Raw genomic sequence first — 9,539 nt, 5'->3', positions numbered from 1 at the left:
CTATAACCATCGTCTGGATTGCATCAAGCATGGTCTCGAAAGCACCTGTTGGCGTCCAACTAAATGGTATAAGTTGGGTGTCACCAAAAGCGGTGTCAGTGCAGGAGCACGCGCAACCACTTAATTAGCCCCATATTTTGTTATTTATTGTCGAGTGTGAAAACCACTCGAAATGCTGGATTTTGTCACCATAAAGAACAAATAAAGAACATAAAACCCTTTAGAATCAGTTATTTATTTGGTTAAAAGTCCAAATTAGCTGTTGATAACCCATAAAATTCCATGTTATACCATAAGGACCCAGAAACGATCCAACTTATCCACAGAGTTATTCGTTTTTACTGCATAAAAATTAAGCATAGTTTAAACACGCGCATCCTTAGATATGTCCCTATTCCTTTCCACCAGCATCAACAAAGTCGATAAAAAAGGCCGCGTTTCTGTGCCTTCGACATTTCGCGCTGCATTAGGGGACGATGTTCATCACGGGATTGTGATTTTCCGTTCCTTGCAGGTGGATGCGCTGGATGCGTGCTCTCTCAAACATCTCGATATTCTTTCTCAATCGCTGGAACGTCTTTCCCTGACCCCAGAGATGTATGAGCTGATTGAAACGACGATTTTCGGCGGTTCGGTTCAATGCGCCATTGATGCCGATGGCCGCATCATTATCCCCGAACATTTTATGGAAGCCGTTGGCATTGATGATGAAGCAGCATTTGTTGGCAGACGGCGTACCTTTCAAATCTGGAACCCGAAGAAATTCAAGGTATTTGAAAATAAGGCACGCGATGCAGTGCGTTCACACAATATTTCGCTTTCCAAAATTATTGCCGATGCATCGGCCTTAAGCGGGGGCGAAGGATGAGCTTTAGTCATATCCCCGTGATGCTGAAGGAAGTTCTGCAATGGCTGAAGCCAAAAGCAAATGGCGTTTATGTGGACGGAACCTTTGGCCGTGGCGGATATAGCAAAGCGATACTGGATACCGAAAACACCCGTGTTTACGGCATTGATAGAGATGCAACGGCAATTGCGGCAGGCGAAGCGTTGCAGAAGGATTTTGATGGCCGTTTGCAGATGGTGCATGGTCGATTTGGCGATATGGATACGTTGCTTGCCGACAAAGGGGTTGGCGAAGTGGACGGTGTGGTTCTGGATATTGGCGTTTCATCACCGCAGTTTGATGATGCGGAGCGCGGCTTTTCGTTCCGCCATGATGGGCCGCTGGATATGCGCATGGGTCAGGACGGCCAAACCGCTGCGGACGCTGTGAACACCCTTCCTGAAAAAGAACTGGCTGACATTGTTTTTAATTTTGGCGAAGAACGCTTTGCGCGCCGGGTAGCAAAAGCGATTGTAGATGCGCGCATGGAAAAGCCGATTACCCGTACGGGCCAATTGGCCACCATCATCCGCGCGGTTGTACCTTTTGCCAAGGATGGGCTAGACCCCGCAACGCGCAGCTTCCAGGCTTTGCGCATCTATGTAAATCAGGAATTGGACGAGCTGAGCAACGGATTAACCGCCGCTGAAAAGATTTTGAAAAAAGGCGGATTGCTGGTGGTGGTTTCATTCCATTCGATTGAAGACCGCATTGTGAAGAATTTTATGCGTGAACGCAGCGCTGGTAAATTCAACGTATCGCGTCACTTGCCGATGCCGGTGAACGAGTCGAAACCGGGCTTGCGAGTCTTAACTGCAAAACCTGTCGGGCCAACTGAAGAAGAGATTTCACGCAATCCCCGTGCGGCTTCCGCGCGGTTGCGTGTTGCTGAAAAAATTACCGAAAGCACCCATACGGAATCACAAACTGGAATCATTTGTGAAGACTCTGAACGCTCTGACACAAAAGGAGAATGATTATGTATGTTTTACGCGACGCCATTGCCAGAAATTCACTTGGTAAAAGTGCTGGGCGCAGCAGCTGCTTGAAGGTGGTGCTGTTATGGATGTGCATCATGATCCCTGTCAGCGCGATGCTGTATGGCACAAGCTCCAGCGTTCGTGAAAAAGAAAATGAATTGAGCGCGATTAAGGCACAAATTGCCGCTGAAAAAGACAGCCTTCGCGTGTTGCGCGCCGAATGGGCGTATTTGAACCAGCCCCAAAAATTATCAAGCCGCGCACAGCGTTATCTGGTTGCCAAGAAAGCTGCCATCCCCGCGCAGGTGTTAAGCGAACGCCAAGTGACAAGCAAGGTTGCATACCGCGCCGCCACGACCACTGTGGCAAGCAATGGTTTGCACATTCAGCCCGCTGAAGCAGCGATTGCACCGCGCATGTTGGCCAAACCCATCGTGTATGATGATCATGCTTTAGCTGCGCTGCATACTCAGGATGATGCAAAACTTCCTTCTGCAGTGACATGGTCGCAAAAAGTTGTAAGCGCATTCGGTTTTTCTAGCGAAGCACAGAATAAGAGCCGCTTGGCACCATGAGTTTTTTTGGGAGTCTGTTTGGCTTTTTTAATTCAAAGCCACAATCATCTCATCGCGCTGCGCCCCCCTACCCTCAATACCCTGCGCATAGTGGCTGGACCACAACACCGCATGGTCGCAGCTTAGCCGCTGCGCTGCCCGCTCTTGAAAAAGCGCGCGGCCGTCTTGTTATTATTGGCGCGTTTTTTCTTCTTTTATATCTCTATATCGTGTACGGGCTGTTCGACGTAATGATTTTCAATACCGATACGGAATTGAAAAACGCTCCCCCCGCGCCCGAAACCGCCATGCTGACCCGAGGCGATATTGTAGACCGCAACGGCGAATTGCTGGCAACCTCCCTGCAAATGGCATCGCTCGCTGCTGACCCTGCCCTTGTGATTGATGCCAATGATATGATTAAAAAACTTAAAACGGTTTTTCCTGATCTGAATGGCACGGATATTTTAAAAGAGCTGAACAGCAAAAAACGCTTCATCTGGATCAAGCGAAATTTGTCGCCCAAGCAGCAGGATGCGGTGAATGCACTGGGCATCCCCGGGCTTTCATTTGAACCCGAAGAAAAACGCTTATATCCCAAGGGCGCGCTCACCGCGCACATTATTGGCTATAACAGCATTGATCATGTGGGGATTGCAGGCCTTGAAAAAACATTTGATGGGTTTTTGACAAAGAAAAACCAGTCGCTGCAACTCGCGCTGGATATACGCCTGCAAAGCATCTTGCGCGATGCGTTGGCGGAAGGCATTAAAACCTTTAACGCGATTGGTGGCGCAGGCGTGATTATGGATGCGCATAATGGCGAAATTCTCTCCATGGTGTCGTTGCCCGATTTTGACCCGAATGATGTAGGCAACGCCAATGACAACCAGCGTTTTAACCGCGCAAGCCTTGGCATTTATGAAATGGGTTCAACCTTCAAGACCTTTACGCTGGCACAAGCGTTAGACCGCGGCGCCATCAGCATTTCCAGTAGCTTTGATTGCACCCACCCGATTTCAATTGGCCGTTTCAAGATTAATGACTTTCATCCCATGCATCGTTGGCTCAACGTGCCGGAAATTTTCCTGCATTCATCCAATATTGGCGCGGTGCAGATTGTCGAGAAAATTGGCATCAACGCACAGCGCGAATTTCTGGGTAAGCTTGGCCTTCTTAAACAAACGCCTTTGGAAATTCCTGAAGTTGGCAAACCCATGATTCCCGCGAACTGGCAGGAAATCAGCATGATGACGGTCTCCTATGGCCATGGTATTTCGGTGAACGCCGTGCAACTTGCCAGCGCAGCCGCGAGTGTTCTAAACGGCGGCACGGTGGTAACCCCCACGCTGATTAAGCGCGATCCCGCCATTCCATTGCCACAAACGCGGGTGATTTCCACAACAGCATCTGACCAGATGCGCCAGCTGTACCGCGTAGTGGTAACGGCAGGTACAGGTAAATCTGCCAATGTGCCGGGCTATGTGGTTGGCGGAAAAACCGGTACCGCCGACAAGCAATCAGGCAAGGGGTATAAGAAAGATGCGCGGCTTTCATCCTTTCTTGCCGCCTTCCCGATGAATGACCCCAAATATGTTGTCTTTATTATGATTGATGAGCCCAAGGGAACCAAGGAAAGTTATGGCTTTGCCACGGGGGGCTGGGTAGCGGCGCCAACCGTTGGGCGCGTTATTTCGCAAATTGCACCCTTGCTAGGGATTAGCCCGGTGGATGATAATGACTATAGCATCACCGAGAAGTTACGCCTGCCGGTTGCGGTTAAGGGCGAATAGGTTTAGTCGATTATGAAGATCTCTGAATTGGCAATTGGCTGCGCCATAAGCGGCGAAGATAAAGATATCACTGGCATCAGCCAGAATTCAAAAACCATTTCACCTCATTTTTTATTTGCCGCACTAAAAGGTGATAAGGTTGATGGCCGCGATTTTATTGATAGCGCGGTTAGTGCGGGCGCAACCGCCGTGCTCGCGCAAACCGGAAGCCTATTGCCAAAAACAGTCACCGCAGTGACGCATGATGAGCCACGCCTCGCTTTGGCAAAAATTGCCGCAAAGTTTTATCGCGTACAACCAAAAACCATTGCAGCAGTCACGGGAACCAGCGGCAAGACATCGACCGTACAATTCACGCGCCAGCTATGGCAGATGCTGGGCCACAAAAGTGCGAGTGTTGGGACATTGGGAATTATTGGTGATGGGATTGAGCGTTATGGCTCGCTGACCACGCCCGATAGCATCAGCTTGCATCAGGATTTGGCGATGCTGGCCTTGGACAAGCGCATTACACATCTTGCTATGGAAGCATCAAGCCATGGATTGGAACAGTACCGATTAGACGGCGTGAATGTGGGATATGCCGCATTCACGAACCTGTCGCGCGATCACCTAGATTACCATAAAACCATGGAAAATTATCTAAACGCCAAGTTGCGTTTATTTAAAGAATTACTGCCAACGAATGGCACGGCAGTAGTGAATGCGGATATGGCAGAAAGCGCAGAAGTTGCCGCAGCGGTAAAACAACGCGGCATTAAATTGATGACATACGGCAGCGCGGCAAGTGATGTGCAATTAGTAAAACGTAATTTCAATGCGCATGGTCAGGATTTGGAATTAAACGTCGCGGGTAAAAAATTCTCCACGCATATTAATCTGGTTGGTGCATTTCAGACCGCGAATGTGCTCTGCGCGCTTTCGCTAGCGATTGCCAGTGGTGAACATCCGGCAAAGGTGATTGAATGCCTGCCCAAATTACAGCCCGTGCGTGGACGCATGGAATGGGTTGGCGCACATAAGGGCGGTGCAGTCTATGTAGATTACGCCCATAAGCCCGATGCGCTGGAACAGGTATTACAAGCATTGCGCCCACATACACAAAATCGCCTGATTTGTGTTTTTGGATGTGGCGGTAACCGCGATGCTGGCAAGCGTCCGATTATGGGTGGCATTGCCAAAACATTTGCCGATGTGGTGATTGTGACTGATGATAATCCGCGCAATGAAGATGCAGCAAGCATTAGAAAAGCGGTATTGGAAGGCGCGATTGGTGCAACCGAAATCGGCAATCGCGCCGATGCAATTGCGGGCGCATTAAACATGATGAATGCAGGTGATGTCGTGGTTATAGCTGGTAAAGGCCATGAACAAGGCCAGATTATTGGCACGCAGACCCTGCCCTTTGATGATGTAGCAGTTGCCAAAAATATAATGAACGGGAAAGCGGCATGAGTTTATGGAATAGCAATGATATCGCCAGAGTCACTAAAGGCCAGTGCAGCGGCACATGGAACGTGGATGCTGTATCGATTGATAGCCGCAGTATAAAAGCAGGCGATTTGTTTATTGCACTGCAAGGACCGAATTTTGATGGGCATGATTTCGTTGCAAGCGCATTGGCCAATGGTGCAAGTGGCGCAATTGTGAGCTCCATTCCAACGGGTGTGCCTGCCGACAAATGCGTGATCGTTGAAGATGTATTCCGCGCGCTGCATGATTTGGGACAAGCAGGCCGCACGCGCTCAACCGCAAAAATTATTGCCGTCACAGGATCGGTTGGGAAAACGGGATGCAAGGAAGCGTTACGACAGATTTTAACTGCACAGGCATCTTCTTACGCAAATGAGGGAAGCTTTAACAACCATTGGGGAGTTCCCTTAAGCCTGTCACGCATGCCGCAAAATTCACACTATGGCATCTTTGAACTGGGCATGAACCATGCGGGTGAACTTGGCCCGCTGTCGCAGCAGGTACGCCCAGACGTTGCGGTAATTACCACAATCGCACCGGTGCATATTGGTAATTTCAATTCATTGGATGAAATTGCCGGGGCAAAAGCCGAAATTTTTGAAGGATTATCGCGTAATGGCCATGCGGTTCTGAACGCCGATAATGAATACATCGAATTTTTAAAACAACGCGCGATGAGTGACGGTATTAACGCCATCGCGACGTTCGGTAAAAACGGCATGGAAGCGCGATTGGAAAATTGCGTTTTAAAAAGTGACACCAGCGATGTAACCGCAACCTTGTTCGGCAAGAGAATAAATTACACGATTGGCGCGCCGGGCATGCATTGGGTTACCAATTCATTGGCTGTGTTATTGGCTGCGGGATTAGCAGGCGCGGATGTTGCCAAAGCCGCGCAATCCTTAAGCACGCTTGTGCTGGCACAGGGGCGTGGCACACCGCAGCAGATTACCATTCCAAGCGGCAGCATTACCTTGATTGATGAAAGCTATAATGCCAGCCCCGTTGCGGTCGAAATGGCAATAAAGGTATTGGCCAATAAACAGCCGAAAGGCAGACGTATATTAGTACTGGGCGATATGCGCGAGCTGGGCGAGCATTCCAAAGACGCACATCTTGGACTTGCCAAACCGATTAGCGATGCGGGAATTTCGCAGGTTTTCTGTTGCGGCGAGCACATGAAGCATTTGTTTGATGCACTGCCCAGTGCGATTCGTGGCGGCTACACCTTCACTAGCGCAGAACTTGCACCAATCGTTGCAAGCGCGATGCGAGATGGAGATATGATAACGGTGAAAGGTTCGAAAAGCGTTGGCATGCAAAAAGTTGTGGATGCGCTTTTGAACCTTGATGTATCAAAAACCAAAAAAGCTGGATAATAAATGTTACACCTATTGCTTAGCCCGCTCGGCAAAGAATTTATTTTCTTTAATTTATTCCGTTACATCACCTTCCGCACTGGCGGTGCGATTTTAACAACCCTTCTTCTTGCGTTCTGGCTTGGCCCCAAGCTTATCCGCTGGCTGAAAAGCAAACAGGGCGAAGGCCAGCCCATTCGCGAAGATGGCCCGCAAACCCATCTCGCCAAAAAAGGCACGCCGACAATGGGTGGCATTATCATTATGGTGCCGTTTTTTATTGCCACACTGCTTTGGGCAGATTTAAGCAATACTTACGTATGGATTACGTTGTTTGTGACGCTGGGCTTTGGGCTTGTTGGCTTTGCGGACGATTATTTGAAACTGACCAAGCGTAATACCAAGGGTGTTTCAGGGCGTGTACGCCTTGCCGTTCAAGGAACAGTTGCCGCAATTGCGGCCTATTTTATCAGCGCGCAGGCGACACCTGAACTTGCGAACACGCTTGCCGTACCGTTCTTTAAGGAAGTGCTTATCCAACTTGGTCTAATCCTGTTTATTGCCTTTTCTGTGCTGGTGATTGTTGGTGCAGCCAACGCCGTCAATTTAACTGATGGATTGGATGGCTTGGTAACTGTGCCGTTGATTTTATCGGCGGGCAGTTTTGGCCTTATCGCCTATCTTGTCGGCAACATCGATTTTGCCAAATACCTGCAACTGCATCACATCCCCGGCGCCGGTGAGATGTTGGTGCTATGCGGGGCACTGATTGGCGCATGTTTGGGTTTCCTGTGGTTCAATGCACCGCCTGCGCAAGTGTTTATGGGCGACACAGGTTCGCTGGCTCTTGGCGGCGCAATTGGCAGTATTGCTGTAATCACCAAGCATGAAATCGTGCTGGCGATTGTTGGCGGATTATTTGTGATTGAAACACTTTCGGTCATGTTGCAGGTGGCAAGTTTTAAATTAACCGGCAAACGCATATTCAAAATGGCGCCACTGCACCATCATTTTGAAAAATGCGGATGGTCGGAACCCACCGTCGTTATCCGGTTCTGGATTATTGCGTTTATTTTTGCGTTGATTGGTCTTGCAACCCTTAAGTTACGTTAAACATGATCGCACTTACGGGATTAAACGGAAAAACCATCGCGGTATTTGGTCTTGGCAAATCAGGTATGGCGACACTGGAAGCCTTGCGCAATTCCGGCGCGCGTATTCTGGTAGGCGATGACAGCGCAGATGGCCGCAAAAAAGCCGAGGATGCGGGCTTCCCTACCACCGATTTGACCAAAGCCAATTGGACCGAGATTGATAGCCTTGTGTTATCGCCCGGCATTCCCCACACCCTGCCAGCCCCCCACCCTGTTGCAGCGTTGGCAAAGCAACACAAGGTTGAGATTGTGGGCGATGTGGAATACCTGTTCCGCGCCATGCCTGAACCAACCTATATCGGCATTACGGGCACCAACGGCAAATCGACCACCACCGCACTGATTGCACATATTTTGACCAATGCAAAACGCGTCAATGAAGTGGGCGGCAACCTTGGCATTCCAACTCTGTCATTCAAGCCGCTTGATAAGAACGGCGTGTACGTTATTGAAATGTCTTCCTTTCAATGTGAACTGACGCCCTCGGCTGCATTCGATGTCGTAGTCTGGCTGAACATCACGCCCGACCATATCGACCGCCACGGGGATATTGCGGGATATGTTGCTGCCAAAAAGATGCTGCTCCGACCGGCAAATAAAGACGGGGCTGGCAAAAAGCAGGTTCTGGTCATTGGCGTTGATGATGAATTCAGTGCCGCCGTTGCGGATGAAGCTGAAAATGCGGGGAATTGGCGGGTTATAAGAATTAGCAGCCAGAAAATCCTGCAAAACGGCATAAGTGGCGTTGGCGCTACCCTCTATAATAACGGGGATGAGCTGTTTGGTATTGCCAAAGCCCCGACCCTGCCCGGTGCGCATAATTGGCAGAATGCCGCGGCAGCCTTGGCAGCAACAAACGCGATTGGCGTTGATATTGGGACGATTAACAAGGCTATACACAGCTATCCCGGCTTGCCGCACCGCCAGCAGCTTATCCGCGTAATTGATGGCATACGCTTTATCAATGACAGCAAGGCCACCAACGCCGATGCGACCAGCAAGGCGTTGGGGTGTTATGATGCGATTTACTGGATTGTGGGCGGCAAACCCAAAGATGGCGGGTTGAGTGGATTGGAAGCATACATGCCGCGCATCAAACATGCGTTTTTAATTGGGTATGCGGCCAAAGATTTTGCAGCATGGTTGAAGGATAAGGCCCCCGCCAGCATCAGCGGCACGTTGGAAGTGGCCGTGCGCGACGCAGCAACCATGGCCGCCAAATCAGGTGATAAAAATGCAGTTGTACTCCTCTCCCCTGCTTGTGCATCCTATGATCAGTTTAACAATTACGAACATCGCGGTGAAGAATTCGCACGCTTTGTGAATGCATTATAGGTAACG

General features: G+C 49.7%; 8 protein-coding genes. All 8 read left to right on the top strand.

Going from position 1 to position 9,539, the window contains the following annotated elements; all coding sequences use genetic code 11:
* Positions 1 to 385: 385 nt before the first annotated feature.
* From SFW65_00135 to murD, 8 genes are read left to right on the top strand one after another with little or no spacing between them, the layout of a single operon-like run.
* Positions 386 to 868 carry a hypothetical protein gene (locus SFW65_00135; GenBank protein MDX1921520.1) on the top strand — a complete coding sequence of 161 codons (483 nt, stop codon included), beginning with the start codon at positions 386 to 388 and terminating at the stop codon, positions 866 to 868.
* Positions 865 to 1,863: a 16S rRNA (cytosine(1402)-N(4))-methyltransferase RsmH gene (gene rsmH / locus SFW65_00130; GenBank protein MDX1921519.1), complete on the top strand. Its 999-nt coding sequence runs from the start codon at positions 865 to 867 to the stop codon at positions 1,861 to 1,863. Before SFW65_00135 ends, rsmH begins: the two co-directional genes overlap by 4 nt.
* A gap of 2 nt (positions 1,864 to 1,865) precedes the next feature.
* Complete coding sequence (locus SFW65_00125) at positions 1,866 to 2,441, top strand: hypothetical protein (GenBank protein MDX1921518.1); 576 nt, start codon at positions 1,866 to 1,868, stop codon at positions 2,439 to 2,441.
* Positions 2,438 to 4,213, top strand: coding sequence for a penicillin-binding protein 2 (locus SFW65_00120; GenBank protein MDX1921517.1), 1,776 nt, complete (start codon positions 2,438 to 2,440; stop codon positions 4,211 to 4,213). Before SFW65_00125 ends, SFW65_00120 begins: the two co-directional genes overlap by 4 nt.
* A 12-nt stretch (positions 4,214 to 4,225) precedes the next feature.
* Positions 4,226 to 5,668 (top strand): UDP-N-acetylmuramoyl-L-alanyl-D-glutamate--2,6-diaminopimelate ligase, encoded by a 1,443-nt coding sequence (locus SFW65_00115; protein MDX1921516.1) that lies wholly within the window; start codon positions 4,226 to 4,228, stop codon positions 5,666 to 5,668.
* Positions 5,665 to 7,065, top strand: coding sequence for a UDP-N-acetylmuramoyl-tripeptide--D-alanyl-D-alanine ligase (gene murF / locus SFW65_00110; protein ID MDX1921515.1), 1,401 nt, complete (start codon positions 5,665 to 5,667; stop codon positions 7,063 to 7,065). The genes SFW65_00115 and murF overlap by 4 nt, the downstream gene beginning before the upstream one ends.
* Before the next feature lie 3 nt (positions 7,066 to 7,068).
* Positions 7,069 to 8,157, top strand: a complete 1,089-nt coding sequence (gene mraY, locus SFW65_00105) for a phospho-N-acetylmuramoyl-pentapeptide-transferase (protein MDX1921514.1) — start codon at positions 7,069 to 7,071, stop codon at positions 8,155 to 8,157.
* A 2-nt stretch (positions 8,158 to 8,159) separates the two neighbouring features.
* A complete protein-coding gene (murD, locus tag SFW65_00100; protein ID MDX1921513.1) occupies positions 8,160 to 9,533 on the top strand; it encodes a UDP-N-acetylmuramoyl-L-alanine--D-glutamate ligase in 1,374 nt (457 codons plus the stop codon).
* Positions 9,534 to 9,539 lie beyond the last annotated feature (6 nt).

The organism is Alphaproteobacteria bacterium, assembly GCA_033762625.1.
Taxonomy (GTDB): Bacteria; Pseudomonadota; Alphaproteobacteria; order UBA9219; family RGZA01; genus RGZA01.
The sequence above is the reverse complement of the archived record's forward strand: the minus strand, read 5'-3'. Positions and strand labels throughout refer to the sequence as shown.